Origin of the sequence: Pseudomonas sp. N2-3-1-14, from assembly GCF_041228395.1 — a bacterium.
In the GTDB taxonomy this organism is placed as follows: Bacteria; Pseudomonadota; Gammaproteobacteria; order Pseudomonadales; family Pseudomonadaceae; genus Aquipseudomonas.
This window is the reverse complement of sequence record NZ_CP166199.1, coordinates 4,528,219-4,543,492: the sequence shown is the minus strand read 5'-3', so window position 1 is coordinate 4,543,492 and position 15,274 is coordinate 4,528,219. Positions and strand designations below refer to the sequence as shown.

The window sequence follows — 15,274 nt, the reverse complement described above, 5'->3', positions numbered from 1 at the left end:
GGCGATGCTTGGCTGTCTGTTTGTCTATTTTCCTGCCCGCCGTTTTTTGTCCAGCCCCAACGGAGAGCTGCCATGACCGATTCCCCCGACCGCGACGAACACCACCTGGCGCGCATGCTGCGCAAAAAAGCCGTGATCGACGAGCGCATCGCCAACTCCCCGAACGAATGCGGCTTGCTGCTGGTATTGACCGGCAACGGTAAAGGCAAAAGCAGCTCGGCGTTTGGCATGCTTGCCCGCGCCATGGGCCACGGCATGCAGTGCGGCGTGGTGCAATTCATCAAGGGGCGCAACAGCACCGGCGAGGAGCTGTTCTTCCGCCGCTTCCCCGAGCAAGTGCGCTTTCACGTGATGGGCGAAGGCTTTACCTGGGAAACCCAGGACCGTCAGCGCGACATCGCCGCCGCTGAAGCCGCCTGGGCGGTGTCCCGCGCAATGCTGCAAGACCCTTCCATCGGCCTTGTGGTGCTGGATGAACTGAACATCGCCCTCAAGCACGGCTACCTCGACCTGGACCAGGTACTCAGCGACCTGCAAGCCCGCCCGCCGATGCAGCACGTGGTGGTCACCGGCCGTGGCGCCAAGCCCGAGTTGATCGAAATGGGCGACACCGTCACCGAAATGGGCATGCTCAAGCACGCGTTCCAGGCCGGTATCAAGGCACAGAAGGGCGTCGAACTTTGAATCAGCCCCGTCATTGCCCGGCCGTACTGATCGCCGCACCGGCATCCGGCCAGGGCAAAACCACCGTCACCGCCGCGCTCGCCCGTTTGCACCGCAACCTGGGGCGCAAGGTGCGCGTGTTCAAGTGCGGGCCGGACTTCCTCGACCCGATGATTCACGAGCGCGCCAGCGGTGCGCCGGTGTACCAGTTGGACATGTGGATGGTCGGCGAGCAGGAAAGTCGCCGTTTGCTGTGGGAAGCGGCGGGCGAGGCTGACCTGATCCTGATCGAAGGCGTGATGGGCCTGTTCGACGGTACGCCTTCCAGCGCCGACCTGGCGCGGCACTTTGGTGTGCCGGTGCTGGGCGTGATCGACGGCACCGCTATGGCCCAGACCTTCGGCGCGCTGGCCTTGGGCCTGGCGCGCTATCAGCCGGACCTGCCGTTCGCCGGCGTGCTGGCCAACCGCGTTGGCACCCTGCGCCATGCGCAATTGCTTGAAGGCAGCCTCACTGAAGGCCTGCGCTGGTACGGCGCGTTGTCGCGTGAAACCGGCATCGAGTTGCCCAGCCGCCACCTGGGCCTGGTGCAAGCCAGCGAATTGAATGACCTCGATATGCGCCTGGACGCCGCCGCCCAAGCCCTGGGCAGCAGCTGCGAAGTCGCCGTGCCGCCACCGGTAACGTTCGCCGCGCCCGAAGTGATCGAGGCCGAGCCGCTGCTGGCGGGCGTGCGCATCGCCGTGGCCCGCGACGAAGCCTTTGCGTTTACCTACGGTGCAAGCCTTGACCTGCTGCGTGCGATGGGCGCTGAGTTGCGCTTCTTCTCGCCGATTCACGATAGCCAATTGCCTGAGGCCGACAGCCTCTATCTGCCCGGTGGTTACCCGGAATTGCACCACCAGGCGCTGTCGGAAAACACCCCGATGCTTAACGCCATTCGCGCGCATCACGCGGCGGGCAAACCCTTGCTCGCCGAGTGCGGCGGCATGCTCTACCTGCTGGACTCGCTGACCGATGTCGACGGCACCCGTGCCGAATTGGTTGGCCTGCTGCAGGGCGACGCGGTGATGCAAAAGAAGCTGGCGGCGCTGGCTTTGCAAAGTGTCGAGTTGCCGGAAGGCGTGCTGCGCGGCCATACCTATCACCATTCGCTGACCAGCACCGAGTGGCAGCCGATCGCCCGAGGCTTGAGCCCTAACGGCGGGCGTGGCGCCGAGGCGGTTTACAGGCAGGGGCGGATGACGGCTTCCTACGTGCACTTTTACTTCCCCTCCAACCCGGCGGCGGTGGCTGCATTGTTTGCGCCTGGCCCTGAGATCGCTATCGCGGGCAAGCCCGCTCCCACAACTGACCAAGTTGAAACTCAATCCAATGTGGGAGCGGGCTTGCCCGCGATAGGGCCATGACTGACAACGCCTTCCCCGAAGCCGAACGCCAGGCCGTCTACCGCGCCATCGCCGAACGCCGTGACATGCGCCACTTCACCGGCGGCAGCGTGGCCCCCGAGTTGCTGCAACGCCTGCTCCAGGCCGCACACCAGGCACCCAGCGTCGGCTTGATGCAACCGTGGCGATTCATCCGCATCAGCGACCGCGCCCTGCGCGGCCAAATCCAGCAACTGGTGGAAGAAGAGCGCGTGCGCACCGCCGAGGCCCTGGGCCAGCGCTCCGACGAATTCATGAAGCTCAAGGTCGAAGGCATCCACGACTGCGCCGAAGTGCTGGTGGCTGCGCTGATGGATGATCGCGAACGCCACATCTTTGGCCGGCGCACCTTGCCGGAAATGGACATGGCCTCGTTATCCTGTGCAATCCAGAACCTGTGGCTGGCCGCCCGCGTCGAAGGCCTTGGGATGGGCTGGGTTTCGTTGTTCGAACCCCAGGCCCTGGCCGACCTGCTGGGGTTGCCGGCGGGTGCAAAGCCCCTGGCCGTGTTGTGCCTGGGCCCGGTGGCCGAGTTCTACCCGGCACCGATGTTGCAACTCGAAGGCTGGACCGAACCACGGCCGCTGAGTGAAATGGTGTATGAGAATGTGTGGGGAGTGAGTCAATGAGTGTGGCCTTGCTGTGTGTCGCTGCGGTGGCGCTGGATGCGCTGCTGGGCGAGCCCAGGCGCTGGCATCCGCTGGTGGCGTTCGGCAACTTTGCCGGGCGTATCGAAAAACGTTTCAACAGCGGCGGCCGCGGGTGGCGCAGCCACGGCGTGACCGCATGGTTTATCGCGGTGGTGCCGCTGACGTTGCTGGCCACCCTGTTGTCGTGGGCGCCGTATATCGGCTGGGTGCTGGAGATTCTGGCGCTGTACATGGCGCTGGGCATGCGCAGCCTTGGCGAGCACGTGATTCCCGTCGCCCAGGCGTTGCGCAGCGGTGACCTGGATGAAGCGCGTAAACGCGTGAGCTACCTCGTCAGCCGTCAGACCAGCGAACTGGACAGCACTGAAGTCGCGCGCGCCGCGACTGAATCGGTGCTCGAGAACGGCAGCGATGCGGTGTTCGCCGCGCTGTTCTGGTTTGTCGTGGCCGGCGTGCCCGGCGTGGTGCTTTATCGCTTGAGCAACACCCTCGATGCCATGTGGGGTTATCGCAACGAGCGCTTTGAGCGTTTCGGCTGGGCGGCGGCAAAAATCGACGATGTGCTCAACTACATTCCTGCGCGTCTGGTGGCGTTGACCTACGCGGTACTCGGCAAAACCTGCCTGGCGCTTAAATGCTGGCGCACCCAGGCGCCGACCTGGGACAGCCCCAACGCCGGGCCGGTGATGGCGGCGGGTGCGGGCGCTTTGGGTGTTGAATTGGGCGGCGCGGCGATTTATCACGGCGAGCTGCATCAGCGTGCGCAGTTGGGCGAAGGCCCGGCGGCCGATGCCGACGCCATCGACCGTGGCTGGCAACTGGTGCAGCGCGGCGTATGGTTATGGCTGTTGATCCTGTGCGCGGGGGCGCAATTTTATGCTTGAGCACGGTGGCCGGCTGCGCAGGGCAGTGATTCAGTACGGGATTGCCGAGGCGGACTGGCTCGACCTGTCCAGCGGCCTGGCGCCCTGGCCGTGGCCGATTCCCGAGATTCCGCTGCGGGCCTGGGCGCGATTGCCGGAAACCGACGACGGCCTGGAAAAGGCCGCCAGCGAGTACTACGGCGCCGCCCACGTGTTGCCGGTGGCGGGTTCCCAGGCGGCGATTCAGTTGCTGCCGCGCTTGCGCCGTTCCGGCAAGGTCGGCGTGTTGTCGCCGTGTTATGCCGAACACGCCGAAGCCTGGCGCCGTGCCGGTTACGTGGTGCGCGAAGTGCAGGAGCAGGAAGTCGACTTTTTTCTCGACGGCCTCGACGTGCTGGTGGTGGTCAATCCAAATAACCCCACCGGCCTGAGTCTGCCGCCGCAGCGCCTGCTCGACTGGCACTCACGGCTGGCCCAGCGCGGCGGCTGGCTGGTGGTGGACGAAGCGTTTATGGACGTGACCCCGCAATTGAGCCTCGCCAGCCAGGCCCATCAAGTCGGCCTGATTGTGTTGCGCTCATTCGGCAAGTTCTTCGGCCTGGCCGGTGTGCGCCTGGGCTTTGTGCTGGCGGAACGCAAGCTGCTCAAGTTGTTGGCCGAACAGCTCGGCCCGTGGGCAGTCAGTGGGCCGACACGGGTGCTTGGCCAGGTGTGCCTGCGCGATACGGCCGGGCATGCCGAACAGCGTCATCGCTGTATCGAGGCTGGCCAGCGCTTGTTTGCGCTGCTTGAGCGCCACGGCTTTGAGCCTAAGGGCGGTTGCGCGTTGTTCCAATGGCTGATCACCCCACACGCCGAACGCCTGCACGAATTCATGGCCCAGCGCGGCATCCTGCTGCGCCTGTTTGTCCATGACAGCAGCCTGCGCTTCGGTCTGCCCGACACTGAGGCCGATTGGTTGCGACTCGATGAGGCCCTGGCCGCTTACAAGGACGCCGCATGAGTACGTTGATGGTGCAAGGCACCACGTCTGACGCCGGTAAAAGTACGCTGGTGACCGCGCTGTGCCGTTGGCTGGTACGCCAAGGCATTGGCGTGGTGCCGTTCAAACCGCAGAACATGGCGCTCAACAGCGCCGTCACCGCTGAGGGCGGCGAGATCGGCCGCGCCCAGGCCGTGCAGGCCCAGGCCGCCAACCTGGCGCCGCACACCGACATGAACCCGGTGCTGCTCAAGCCCAACAGTGACACCGGCTCCCAAGTGATTATCCATGGCCGTGCCGTGACCAGCATGAACGCCGTGGCCTATCACGACTACAAAGCCATTGCGATGCAGGCGGTGCTCGCCTCCCATGCACGGTTGAGCGAGGCCTACCCTGTGGTGATGGTGGAAGGCGCGGGCTCCCCGGCGGAGATCAACCTGCGCGCCAATGACATCGCCAATATGGGCTTCGCCGAGGCCGTGGATTGCCCGGTGCTGCTGATCGCCGATATCAATCGCGGCGGCGTGTTTGCGCATCTGGTCGGCACCCTCCAATTGCTGTCGCCGACCGAGCAGGCGCGGGTCAAAGGCTTCATTATCAATCGCTTTCGCGGTGATATCGCGCTGTTGCAGCCGGGGCTCGATTGGCTCGAAGCGCATACCGGCAAGCCGGTAGTGGGCGTGCTGCCCTACGTGATGGACCTGCACCTGGAAGCCGAAGACGGCATCGACCAGCGCCAGATCGACAAGGCCGCCCAAGTACTCAAGGTGGTGGTGCCGGTGTTGCCGCGCATCAGCAATCACACGGATTTTGACCCGCTGCGTTTGCATCCCCAGGTGGATTTACAGTTTATCGGCCCTGGCCAGGCCATTCCGGCTGCCGACCTGATCATCCTGCCGGGCTCGAAAAGCGTGCGCAGCGATCTGGCCTATTTGCGCGCCAACGGCTGGGACACTGCCGTTGCGCGGCACTTGCGCTATGGCGGCAAGGTGCTGGGGATTTGCGGCGGGTTGCAGATGCTCGGCGAGCAGGTGCACGACCCGCTCGGCCTGGAAGGGTTGGCCGGTTCCAGCAAGGCCCTGGGGTTGCTGGCGTTCAGCACCACGCTGGAACAAGAGAAACAATTGCGCAATGTGCGCGGACGGTTGCTGCTGGAAGATGCCGAAGTCAGTGGTTATGAAATCCATGCGGGCGTGACCGCCGGCAGTGCCCTGGCGAACGCCGCCGTGCTGTTGGATGACGGCCGCTGTGACGGCGCCCTGAGTGAAGACGGCCAGATTCTTGGCACGTATCTGCACGGCGTGTTCGAAACCCCGGCGGCGTGCAGCGCGTTACTGCGCTGGGCCGGGCTGCAGGATGTGCAAGAGGTGGATTACCACGCCCTGCGCGAGCGCGATATTGAGCGCCTGGCGGACCTGGTGGAGCACCATCTGGACACCGAACTGTTGCGCAAGCTATGCGGGATCTGACGGTGTACACCCGATCCCCCAGCAGGCGCCGGCCCGCCTGCGGTGGCGCCCGGCCAGCCAACCCCGGTTCAACTGATGCACCTCACCTCAGCAGCGGGAGCGGGCTTGCTCGCCAATGGGGTGCTTCAGTGACAAATCGGCTGACTGACACGCCGCGTTCGCGAGCAAGCCCGCTCCCACACGGGGCAGTGCCCGCCTCACCCTATCAGCCGGCCGACACAGGTGCCTTCCCATGTATCAACTGATCCTCGGTGGCGCCCGTTCCGGCAAGAGCCGCCTCGCCGAAAAGCTGGCGAGTGAGTGTGGCTTGCATGTCACCTACATCGCCACCAGTCAGCCGCTGGACGGCGAGATGAACGAGCGTGTCGCACTGCATCGCCAGCGCCGTCCCGATCATTGGGGGCTGATCGAAGAACCCATCGAGCTGGCGCGTGTACTGCGCGAAAGCGCCGCCGCCGACCGCTGCCTGCTGGTGGATTGCCTGACCCTGTGGCTCACCAACTTGCTGATGCTGGAGAACCCCGCACGCCTGGCGTTCGAGCGCGATCAACTGCTGCAAACCCTGGCCTCGCTGCCGGGTGAAATCATTTTTGTCAGCAACGAAACCGGAATGGGTGTCGTGCCGCTGGGCGAATTGACTCGCCGCTATGTGGATGAAGCCGGTTGGCTGCATCAAGCCTTGGCCGAGCGGTGTCAGCGTGTGGTCCTGACCGTCGCCGGCCTGCCCCTGACTTTGAAAGGTACTGCGTTATGACTGACTCCTGGTGGCTCAACCCCTGCAAGGCCGTCGACACTTCGGCGCATGAACACGCGCTGGCTCGCCAGCAGCAATTGACCAAGCCAGCCGGCTCGCTCGGCCAGCTCGAAGCCATCGCGGTGCAATTGGCCGGCTTGCAAGGCCAGGTCAAACCTGCGGTGGATCAGGTGTGGATCGCCATCTTCGCCGGTGACCATGGCGTGGTCGCAGAAGGCGTATCGGCATTTCCACAGGAAGTGACCGGCCAGATGTTGCACAACTTTGTCACCGGGGGTGCGGCCATCGGCGTATTGGCGCGGCAGTTGAATGCGCAGCTGGAAGTGGTCGACCTCGGCACCGTCACGCCGTCGTTGGATCTGCCGGGTGTGCGTCATCTGAATATCGGCGCCGGCACGGCCAATTTCGTCAACGGCCCGGCGATGACCGCAGCGCAAGGGCGACTTGCCCTGCAAGCCGGGCGTGACAGTGCGCACCGTGCGTTGCAAAACGGCGCACAGCTGTTTATCGGCGGCGAGATGGGCATCGGCAATACCACCGCTGCCAGTGCCTTGGCGTGCGCGTTGCTCGATTGCCAGGTGAGCGACCTGACCGGCCCGGGCACCGGCTTGAACGCCCAGGGCGTCAGCCACAAAGTGGCGGTGATTGAACGCGCGCTGGCCTTGCATGCGGCGCAACGTGACGACGCGTTGAACACGTTGTTCAACCTGGGTGGTTTCGAAATTGCCGCGTTGGTGGGGGCTTATCTGGCCTGCGCCCAGGAAGGCATCGTGGTGCTGGTGGACGGGTTTATCTGCACGGTCGCGGCGCTGGTGGCTACACGCCTGAATCCGGCGTGCCGTGAGTGGTTGGTGTTCGGCCACCGCGGCGCTGAGCCCGGTCATCGTCATGTGCTGCACAGCCTCGACGCGCAACCGCTGCTGGAACTGGGCCTGCGCCTGGGTGAGGGCAGCGGTGCGGCGCTGGCGGTGCCGTTGTTGCGCCTGGCGTGCGCGCTGCACGGGCAGATGGCGACGTTCGCCGAAGCCGCCGTGGCAGACCGCCCGGCATGACCTTGCACCTGGACCTGCTGCGCCACGGCGAAACCGAGCTGGGCGGCGGCCTGCGCGGCAGCTTGGACGACGCGCTCACCGCCAAAGGCTGGGAGCAGATGCGCGCCGCCGTGGCGGAGCAGGGGCCGTGGGACCGGTTGGTCAGTTCGCCACTGCAACGCTGCGCGCTGTTCGCCCACGAGCTGGGCGCACGGCTTGGGGTGCCGGTGAGCCTGGAAAAGGATCTGCAGGAGCTGCACTTCGGCGCCTGGGAAGGGCAGAGCGCGGCGGCGCTGATGCAAACCGATGCCGAAGGACTGGGCCGGTTCTGGGCCGATCCTTACAGCTTTACACCGCCTGAAGGCGAGCGCGTCAGCGATTTTTCTGCACGCGTTCTCGGCGCCGTCTCACGCTTGCATCAGGCATATGCCGCACAGCGCGTGCTGTTGATCAGCCACGGTGGCGTGATGCGGCTGCTGCTGGCGCAGGCGCGCGGTTTGCCGCGTGAGCAGCTACTGAATGTCGAGGTCGGCCACGGTGGGCTGTTCAGCCTGCAGGTGATGGCCGACGGTCTGCTGAAGGAAGGAGTCTGAGGATGCTGGCGTTCTGGATCGCCCTGCAATTTCTCAGCAGCCTGCCGATTCGTCTGCCCGGCATGCCGCAGCCTCAGGAATTGGGGCGTTCGTTGCTGTTTTACCCGGTGGTGGGGTTGCTGTTCGGGCTGCTGTTGTGGGCCCTGAACACCGCCCTGATGGGCGCACCGTTATTGCTGCATGCGGCGCTGGTGCTGACAGCCTGGGTGTTGCTCAGTGGCGGCTTGCATCTAGACGGGCTGGCGGACAGCGCCGATGCCTGGCTCGGCGGCTTTGGCGACCGCGAGCGCACGCTGACTATCATGAAAGACCCGCGCAGCGGGCCGATTGCCGTGGTCATTCTGGGGCTGGTGTTGTTGCTCAAATTCACCGCACTGGTGGCCTTGATCGAGCAGCACAACGGCGCGGCGGTGATTCTGGCGCCGCTGATCGGGCGCGCTTCGATCCCGTGTTGTTCAGGGGAGTTGTTCGACCAGAATTGACTTTCAGCTTGGTACTAACGCCGCGGATAGTAACGGATTGAAACACGGAAGGGAAGTGTGCTAGCCAAAAAACTTAATTCAGCCGCCCAACAACCCGTGATAGACCAGCACGGTGGCCGTCGCGGCCAATGAGCAGCCGAGTCCGTAGGCCGCCAGGGTCAAGCGCCAGGACCGGCCGGTCTCGATCACATTCATCACCTCGCGCATGTCGTTGATTCGGCCTTCACTCAACTCTATGCACAGCATTACGGCAGTAAACGCCGCTGATACCAGGATGGCGATGGCAAACAGCGCGCCGTCGGGGGAGGGCAGCGCGGCATTGACCGCCAATGAAGTTACACAGATGGCCAGCAGCAACACGGCGAATAAGAGGATTCCTTTCATCGAGCCTTGGTAGGTTGCGTGTGGGAGTGGGCCAGTGTGGCGAGCCGGCGAGGATTTGAAAAGTGCCTGGTTTGGCCTGTCGGTAACATTTTTAGGACGTGTCGAAGCAAAAAACCGGCGCCATATAGCCAGTGGGTGGGTACTTGTGCACATTAGTTGCGAGGTATGTAACCCGTCTGTCAACGGCCTGGAAGCGCCGCCATTTGCCTGCAATGAAAATTTAAGTCAATGAAAAATATCGCTTTTTTTTATTGGTGAAAAAATCGTCAGTTTGACTGCGGCCCCCGTTCCATGGGCCTTTGCGCGCGTTAAAGGTGGGTTGTCCACTGAGTTATCCACAGCTTCTGTGGATTGTCCCAAGCGCTTGCTCTAGAACGGGCGTGCAGGGATTTTTCAGCTTTACCTGTAGGAAAAAAAGAGTAGAGTGGCGCGCCTTCCGTTCTGTCCCGCAGTGCTTTATGAAGTTTCGCTCAGTATCACCATCTGTTACCGACACCCCTCAGACTGTTACCGCACCCAAGCGTTTCTCCTTGAAAGTCGCCTTGTGGCTGCTCGACAGCCCGCGCCTGGGGCACAGCACCAACGTCAAGCACTTCGCCGGGCGCTTGCTCAAGCAGCCGGCCCGTGAAGGTGTGGTTGCCGCGCAGAGCCGCCTGGGCCAGCTGATGTGCCGTGAGTGCGGCAACGCCCGCGACCGCCGCATCGGCCATGACCTGTTGCGCCTGGCTGCCCGTGCCGGCGACCGCCGCGCCCAGCGCGAACTGGGGCAGGTCGAAGACTGAGCTGTCCTCAAGCCCCACGCTTGGTTAACCTTGCTCTTTTTCGGTGATGGCAGAAATGGCGATGGCTTTTGACTGGACCAGTGTTGCCTTGGGCCTGGCTGGCGCTGCAGTGCCTTTATTGGCCCTGTGCTGGCAGCTCCAACGGCGGCTGAGCGCGCGCATGACCGGCTGGGAACTGCTCGAAGAGCGCCTGGCCACCGCGCAACTGGCCCAGGAAGGGCTGGCCGCGCAACTCGACGCCAGCCGCGACGAGATCAGTGACCTGAGCCAGGCCAACGCCGCCAAACAAGCTGACCTGGCCGCCGTTCGCCGTGAAGTCGAATTGCTCCAGATCGACCGCGATAACGCCCGCGACGCCGCCCACGCCTGGAACCTCGACCGCAGCGCCAAGGAAACCGAGCTGCGCCGCCTCGATGCGCTGTCCTCGGCGTTGCGCGCCGAACTGCGCGAACAACAGGAAAGCCATCAACAACGCCTTGCTGACCTGCAAGGCTCGCGGGACGAGCTGCGTGCGCAGTTCGCCGAGCTTGCCGGCAAGATCTTCGACGAACGTGAGCAACGATTTGCCGAAACCAGCCAGGAACGCCTGGGCCAATTGCTCGACCCGCTCAAGGAACGCATCCAGTCGTTTGAAAAGCGCGTGGAAGAAAGCTACCAGAATGAGGCGCGCGAGCGCTTTTCCCTGGCCAAGGAGCTTGAGCGCCTGCAGCAACTGAACCTGCGACTGTCGGACGAGGCCACCAACCTCACGCGCGCGCTCAAGGGCCAGAAAACCCAGGGCAACTGGGGCGAGCTGATTCTTGAGCGCGTGCTTGAACATGCCGGGCTGGAGAAGGGCCGCGAGTATCAGACCCAGGTCAGCCTCAAAGGCCCGGACGGCGAGCGCTTCCAGCCGGACGTGTTGATCATGCTGCCCGGCGACAAGCAGGTGGTGGTCGATTCCAAGGTCAGCCTCACCGCCTATCAGCAGTACGTTGCAGCGGATGACGATGTGATCGGCCAGGCGGCGCTGAAACAGCACGTGCTGTCCCTGCGCAATCACGTCAAAGGCTTGGCCGGCAAGGATTACAAGCGCCTCGAAGGTCTGCACAGCCTGGATTTCGTGCTGTTGTTCGTGCCGATAGAGGCCGCGTTCTCCGCCGCGTTGCAGGCTGAGCCGAACCTCTTCCAGGAAGCGTTCGACCGCCATATCGTGATCGTCAGCCCCACCACCTTGCTGGCCACCCTGCGGGTGATCGACAGCCTGTGGAAGCAGGAACGCCAGAGCCAGAACGCGCGGGAAATTGCCGAGCGCGCCGGCTGGCTGTATGACAAGTTCGTACTGTTTATTCAGGACCTGGATGAAGTCGGCAACCGCCTGCAGCAGCTGGATAAGGCCTACAGCGCGGCGCGAAACAAGCTGACGGATGGCCGTGGAAATCTGGTCAGCCGAACCGAGCAGTTAAGGTTGCTGGGTGCGCGTGCGAGCAAGAGCCTGCCAGCGGATTTGCTCGAACGGGCGATGACCGACTCCGACGGCGTCGCACACTTACCGGAGTAGCACACGGTCAATGTGGGAGCTGGCCCGCCTGCGATAGCGGTGGTGACTGCTCCACTGCTATCGCAGGCAAGCCAGCTCCCACAGGGGGATTGAGTTCAGTCATTCCTACAATGGCAAATGCCGACTCAACAACGCGCGCAACGCCGCAGGCTTCACCGGCTTGGCCAAATAATCCAACCCTGCGGCATGCACCTCGGCCACCATTTCCGGGCGCCCATCGGCGCTGATCACTACCCCGGGAATCGGCTCCGCCAGTTGCGCGCGCAGCCAGCCCATCAACTCCGTGCCTGTCTCGCCGTGGTCCAGGTGGTAGTCCACCAGCGCCAGTTGCGGGCGCACGCCCTCGGCCAGCAACGCCGCACATTGCGCCTGATCGGTAGCGGTCCACACCTCGCAACCCCAGCGCGTGAGCAGGCTGCGCATGCCGATCAGGATGCTTTCTTCATTGTCCACACACAGCACCTGGGCACCGCTCAACGGCAGCCCGTTATCCTGCGTGGTCTTGACCTTGGGGCTGGCCTGGTTACGCGCCAACGGCACACGCACGCTGAACACGCTGCCTTTACCTGGCCACGAACGCACGCTCAAACGATGGCCGAGCACTCGGCACAGGCCGTCGGCGATTGCCAGGCCCAGGCCCAGGCCCTTTTCGGCGCGGGTCTGGTGGCTGTCCAGGCGCTTGAACTCTTCGAAGATCACCTGTTGTTTATCCAGCGGGATGCCAGGGCCGCGATCCCACACTTCCAGGCACAGTTCACCCTTGCGTCGGCGTACGCCAAGTAGTACCGGGCCGTCGGCATAGCGGAATGCGTTAGTAAGAAAGTTCTGCAGGATCCGTCGCAGTAACTTGATGTCGCTGTCCACCCGCAGGCGGCTGCCACGCAGGCGAAAACGCAGGCCTTGCTCGTGGGCCAGTGCCTTGAATTCTGCTCCCAGGGTGTCGAACAACTCGTTGAGGACGAAGGGCTGTCGCTGGGGATTGATCTTGCCGTTTTCCAGGCGCGAGATATCCAGCAGGTCGCTGATCAGGTCTTCGGCAGAGCGCAGCGAGCTGTCCAGGTGCTGCACCAACTGGCGGGCTTCGGCAGACAGGCCGTCGTTCTGGTGGGAGAGGGCGGCGGAGAACAATCGTGCCGCGTTCAACGGCTGCATCAGGTCGTGGCTCACTGCCGCCAGAAAGCGCGTCTTCGATTGGCTGGCGGATTCGGCCACGCCTTTGGCGTCGGTGAGCGCCACATTCAGTTGCGACAGTTCATGGGTGCGTTCGGTCACCCGTTGTTCCAGGCCCTCGTTGGCCTCGGTCAGGGCTTGTTCGGCCTCACGGAACGCGGTGATGTCGGTGAAGCTCATGACGAACCCGCCGCCGGGCATCGGGTTGCCGATCAGCTCGATCACGCGCCCATTCGGAAACAGGCGCTCGGACGTATGCGCACGGCCCTGGCGCATCCAGTGCAGACGCCGCGCGACGTGCACTTCGGCTTCCCCTGGCCCGCATAAGCCGCGCTCGGCGTTGTAGCGAATGATGTCGGCAATCGGCCGGCCCACACTGATCAAACCGTCGGGGTAGTTGAACAGCTCCAGATAGCGCCGGTTCCAGGCCACCAGCTTCAGCGACTGGTCGACCACGCTGATGCCCTGGGTGATGTTTTCGATGGCGCCCTGCAGCAGCGCGCGGTTGAACTGCAGCACTTCGGAGGCTTCGTCGGCGATACGTACGACGTCCTCCAGTTGCATTTCCCGCCCTTCAATTGCGGCTTTTACGACGGCGCGTGTCGAAGAGGCGCCGAGCACGCCCGCCAACAGGCGTTCGGTATGGGCAATCCAATCGTTGTCGGCATTCTGGTTGGGGTTGAAACCTTTGCCCTGGCGATAGGCGAAGCGGATAAAACTCTGCTGGGCACGTTCTTCACCGACAAAGCGCGCCGCCAGGCTGAGCAGGTCGCTGATCTGCACCGACAACATCGAGCGCGCGCTGGCGCGTTGGCTGATTTCCTGGCCGATAAAGCGTCCGGCCTGCCAATGCTCCGAGACCCGTGTGCGCGACAGCATCGAGACCCACACAAACAGCGTGAAGTTACCCGCCAGCGAAAACACGGTGCCCAAGGTCAGCGAGGTCACGGAGAAGCCAAACGGGTGTGAATGCATCCACGTCAGCCCGGGGAAAAGGCTCAGCGACCAGCCAAGACTTTTCGCCGTGACCGGTAGGACCAAGGTGTAGAACCACAAAAACGTGCCCGCCGCCAACCCAGCGAACACGCCGCGCCGGTTCGCCTGCTTCCAGTACAGCGCGCCCAGCATCGCCGGGGCCAGTTGGGTGACTGCCGCGAAGGCGATCTGGCCGATGGTCGCCAGGCTCGCGGTGGAGCCGAGCAGCCGGTAACTCACGTAGGCCAGCAGCAGGATGATCACAATGCTGACCCGGCGCACCGAGAGCATCCAGTGGCGGAACACTTCGAAGGGCCGCTCGGCACTGGAGCGTCGCAGCAGCCACGGCAGCAACATGTCGTTGGACACCATGGTCGACAGGGCGATGCTGGCCACGATCACCATGCCGGTCGCTGCCGACGCACCGCCAATAAACGCCAGCACAGCGAGGGCCGGGTGCGCCTCGGCCATGGGCAGGCTGATCACGTAGGAGTCCGGCAATACCGAGCCGGGCAGCAGCATTTTGCCGCCAAGGGCGATGGGGATGACGAACAGCGCGGCGAGGATCAGGTAGGCCGGGAACACCCACTTGGCCAGGCGTAAGTCTTGCGGGTCGATGTTTTCCACGACGGTGACGTGAAACTGCCGGGGCAGGCAGATAATCGCCATCATCGCCACGCCGGTTTGCACCACCATTGACGGCCAGTTGATGGTTTCTTTCCAGTATTCCTCAAGGCGCGGCGCCAGCATCGCCTGGCTGAACAGGTCGCCGAATCCGTCGTACAAGCCGTAGGTCACAAACGCGCCGACAGCGAGAAAGGCGAACAGCTTGACCAACGATTCAAAGGCAATCGCCAGCACCATGCCACGGTGGTGCTCGGTGGCGTCGAGGTTGCGCGTACCAAACACGATGGTGAACAGCGCCAGCACCAGCGACACGATAAGGGCCGTGTCCTGGGCGCGCGTGCCGGTGGTGTCGGGGCCGGAGCCGATCAACAGGTTCACGCCCAGCACGATGCCTTTGAGTTGCAGGGCGATGTAGGGCAGCACGCCGACCAGGCAAATCAGCGCCACTACCACCGCCAGCGACTGGGATTTGCCGTAGCGCGCGGCGATGAAGTCGGCGATGGAGGTAATGTTTTCCTGCTTGCTGATCAGAATCATCTTCTGCAGCACCCAGGGTGCCAACACCAGTAGCAGCACCGGTCCTAGATAGATCGGTAAAAATGCCCACAGCTGTTCGGCGGCCTGGCCTACCGCGCCGAAGAAGGTCCAGCTGGTGCAGTAGACGGCCAGCGACAGGCTATACACCCAGGCGCGCACCTTCGGCGGTAACGGCGCATGGCGGCGGTCACCGTAAAAGGCGATGGCAAACATAATGGCCATATAGGCCAGGGCAACGGCGGCGATCAGCCCGCTGGACAGCGTCATGGTAACTCCGAGCATAAGAACACCCAGGCATTCCAGGCCCGGTGGGACAGTCTCGCATGATGCTTGGGGTTAGTCAGT

13 protein-coding genes and 1 pseudogene are annotated in these 15,274 nt (G+C 63.6%); 12 read left to right on the top strand and 2 right to left on the bottom strand.

Annotated features, from left to right (window positions below; all coding sequences use genetic code 11):
* Positions 1-72 precede the first annotated feature (72 nt).
* From cobO to AB5I78_RS20910, 10 genes and pseudogenes are all read left to right on the top strand, one after another.
* Positions 73-684 (top strand): cob(I)yrinic acid a,c-diamide adenosyltransferase, encoded by a 612-nt coding sequence (gene cobO, locus AB5I78_RS20955; RefSeq protein ID WP_369301279.1) that lies wholly within the window; start codon positions 73-75, stop codon positions 682-684.
* On the top strand, positions 681-2,072 hold the full coding sequence (locus AB5I78_RS20950) for a cobyrinate a,c-diamide synthase (RefSeq protein ID WP_369301277.1): 1,392 nt from the start codon (positions 681-683) through the stop codon (positions 2,070-2,072). Before cobO ends, AB5I78_RS20950 begins: the two co-directional genes overlap by 4 nt.
* Positions 2,069-2,719, top strand: coding sequence for a 5,6-dimethylbenzimidazole synthase (bluB, locus tag AB5I78_RS20945; protein WP_369301275.1), 651 nt, complete (start codon positions 2,069-2,071; stop codon positions 2,717-2,719). Before AB5I78_RS20950 ends, bluB begins: the two co-directional genes overlap by 4 nt.
* On the top strand, positions 2,716-3,624 hold the full coding sequence (gene cbiB / locus AB5I78_RS20940; RefSeq protein WP_369301274.1) for an adenosylcobinamide-phosphate synthase CbiB: 909 nt from the start codon (positions 2,716-2,718) through the stop codon (positions 3,622-3,624). Before bluB ends, cbiB begins: the two co-directional genes overlap by 4 nt.
* Positions 3,617-4,606 (top strand): threonine-phosphate decarboxylase CobD, encoded by a 990-nt coding sequence (gene cobD, locus AB5I78_RS20935; protein ID WP_145158945.1) that lies wholly within the window; start codon positions 3,617-3,619, stop codon positions 4,604-4,606. Before cbiB ends, cobD begins: the two co-directional genes overlap by 8 nt.
* Entirely contained in the window at positions 4,603-6,054 is a 1,452-nt protein-coding gene (locus tag AB5I78_RS20930) for a cobyric acid synthase (RefSeq protein ID WP_369301273.1), read from the top strand. The genes cobD and AB5I78_RS20930 overlap by 4 nt, the downstream gene beginning before the upstream one ends.
* Positions 6,055-6,286: 232 nt before the next feature.
* Positions 6,287-6,808, top strand: a complete 522-nt coding sequence (gene cobU / locus AB5I78_RS20925) for a bifunctional adenosylcobinamide kinase/adenosylcobinamide-phosphate guanylyltransferase (RefSeq protein WP_369301272.1) — start codon at positions 6,287-6,289, stop codon at positions 6,806-6,808.
* Complete coding sequence (cobT, locus tag AB5I78_RS20920; RefSeq protein ID WP_369301271.1) at positions 6,805-7,860, top strand: nicotinate-nucleotide--dimethylbenzimidazole phosphoribosyltransferase; 1,056 nt, start codon at positions 6,805-6,807, stop codon at positions 7,858-7,860. Before cobU ends, cobT begins: the two co-directional genes overlap by 4 nt.
* Positions 7,857-8,432, top strand: coding sequence for an alpha-ribazole phosphatase family protein (gene cobC, locus AB5I78_RS20915; RefSeq protein ID WP_369301270.1), 576 nt, complete (start codon positions 7,857-7,859; stop codon positions 8,430-8,432). The genes cobT and cobC overlap by 4 nt, the downstream gene beginning before the upstream one ends.
* Positions 8,433-8,434: 2 nt before the next feature.
* A pseudogene (locus AB5I78_RS20910) lies at positions 8,435-8,878 on the top strand (adenosylcobinamide-GDP ribazoletransferase); the annotation flags it as partial.
* Positions 8,879-8,992: 114 nt separating this feature from the next.
* Here the strand turns inward: AB5I78_RS20910 and AB5I78_RS20905 are convergent.
* The gene (locus AB5I78_RS20905) at positions 8,993-9,298 is read right to left on the bottom strand and encodes a hypothetical protein (RefSeq protein ID WP_145158927.1); all 306 of its coding nucleotides are present in this window, start codon (positions 9,296-9,298) and stop codon (positions 8,993-8,995) included.
* A gap of 458 nt (positions 9,299-9,756) precedes the next feature.
* Here AB5I78_RS20905 and AB5I78_RS20900 point away from each other — a divergent pair, with 458 nt between their 5' ends.
* Both AB5I78_RS20900 and rmuC read left to right on the top strand, forming a co-directional pair.
* Positions 9,757-10,080 (top strand): hypothetical protein, encoded by a 324-nt coding sequence (locus AB5I78_RS20900; RefSeq protein WP_043293316.1) that lies wholly within the window; start codon positions 9,757-9,759, stop codon positions 10,078-10,080.
* 175 nt (positions 10,081-10,255) lie between these two features.
* Positions 10,256-11,620 (top strand): DNA recombination protein RmuC, encoded by a 1,365-nt coding sequence (gene rmuC / locus AB5I78_RS20895; protein ID WP_178119661.1) that lies wholly within the window; start codon positions 10,256-10,258, stop codon positions 11,618-11,620.
* 105 nt (positions 11,621-11,725) lie between these two features.
* Here the strand turns inward: rmuC and AB5I78_RS20890 are convergent, their stop codons facing one another.
* Complete coding sequence (locus tag AB5I78_RS20890; protein ID WP_145158923.1) at positions 11,726-15,196, bottom strand: PAS domain-containing hybrid sensor histidine kinase/response regulator; 3,471 nt, start codon at positions 15,194-15,196, stop codon at positions 11,726-11,728.
* Positions 15,197-15,274 lie beyond the last annotated feature (78 nt).